General features: G+C 48.9%; 1 rRNA gene. It reads right to left on the bottom strand.

The window, feature by feature from the left end:
- Positions 1-46: 46 nt before the first annotated feature.
- A 16S ribosomal RNA gene (locus tag DFQ12_RS27885) occupies positions 47-1576 on the bottom strand.
- Positions 1577-1791 lie beyond the last annotated feature (215 nt).

Below are 1791 nucleotides of genomic sequence, written 5' to 3'. Positions count from 1 at the left end.
TATTCAATCATATATACGTGACGAGCATCGATCTTCGATACTCTAGAAAGGAGGTATTCCAGCCGCACCTTCCGGTACGGCTACCTTGTTACGACTTAGCCCCAATTATCGGTTTTACCCTAACACGCTCCTTGCGGTCACATGCTTTAGGTACCCCCAACTTTCATGGCTTGACGGGCGGTGTGTACAAGGCCCGGGAACGTATTCACCGCGTCATTGCTGATACGCGATTACTAGCGAATCCAACTTCATGGGGTCGAGTTGCAGACCCCAATCCGAACTGTGAATGGCTTTTAGAGATTAGCATCATATTGCTATGTAGCTGCCCGCTGTACCATCCATTGTAGCACGTGTGTAGCCCCGGACGTAAGGGCCATGATGACTTGACGTCGTCCCCACCTTCCTCACTGTTTGCACAGGCAGTCTGTTTAGAGTCCCCATCATTACATGCTGGCAACTAAACATAGGGGTTGCGCTCGTTGCGGGACTTAACCCAACACCTCACGGCACGAGCTGACGACAGCCATGCAGCACCTAGTTTCGTGTCCCGAAGGACGAGACCGTCTCTGGTCTCTTCACTAACTTTCAAGCCCGGGTAAGGTTCCTCGCGTATCATCGAATTAAACCACATGCTCCTCCGCTTGTGCGGGCCCCCGTCAATTCCTTTGAGTTTCACCCTTGCGGGCGTACTCCCCAGGTGGATAACTTAACGCTTTCGCTAAGACGCTGGCTGTCTATCGCCAACATCGAGTTATCATCGTTTAGGGCGTGGACTACCAGGGTATCTAATCCTGTTCGATCCCCACGCTTTCGTGCATCAGCGTCAATACCAGCTTAGTGAGCTGCCTTCGCAATCGGAGTTCTAAGACATATCTATGCATTTCACCGCTACTTGTCTTATTCCGCCCACTTCAAATGGATTCAAGCCCATCAGTATCAAAGGCACTGCGATGGTTGAGCCACCGTATTTCACCCCTGACTTAATAGGCCGCCTACGCACCCTTTAAACCCAATAAATCCGGATAACGCTCGGATCCTCCGTATTACCGCGGCTGCTGGCACGGAGTTAGCCGATCCTTATTCTTCCAGTACATTCAGCTAAATACTCGTATTTAGGTTTATTCCTGGACAAAAGCAGTTTACAACCCATAGGGCAGTCATCCTGCACGCGGCATGGCTGGTTCAGGCTTCCGCCCATTGACCAATATTCCTTACTGCTGCCTCCCGTAGGAGTCTGGTCCGTGTCTCAGTACCAGTGTGGGGGATTCTCCTCTCAGAGCCCCTAGACATCGTCGCCTTGGTAAGCCGTTACCCTACCAACTAGCTAATGTCACGCGAGCCCATCTCTATCCTATAAATATTTAATATCCAACTGATGCCAATCAGATATATTATGCGGTGTTAATCTCTCTTTCGAGAGGCTATCCCCCTGATAGAGGTAGGTTGCTCACGCGTTACGCACCCGTGCGCCACTCTCACCATCTTCGAGCAAGCTCTCCGATGGATCCCGTCCGACTTGCATGTATTAGGCCTGCCGCTAGCGTTCATCCTGAGCCAGGATCAAACTCTCCATTGTAAAATGAAGTTTTTGATTCCAACTATTTACATAATCAGAATTCTTTTTTTATATCTCTGATCTTGGATCGAATTGAACTAATTCTTGAATTTGTTCATGACTTTCGTTTTGTCTACTCGTCACGCTTACATGATTGTGTTTTCTTAAAGAACTTATCTCGCTTCAACTTCCGTATCCGCTATATTCCGATGAGCATTGCGCTCCTCTTTATCTTT

This window comes from Sphingobacterium detergens (assembly GCF_003610355.1).
In the GTDB taxonomy this organism is placed as follows: Bacteria; Bacteroidota; Bacteroidia; order Sphingobacteriales; family Sphingobacteriaceae; genus Sphingobacterium; species Sphingobacterium detergens.
The sequence above is the reverse complement of the archived record's forward strand: the minus strand, read 5'-3'. Positions and strand labels throughout refer to the sequence as shown.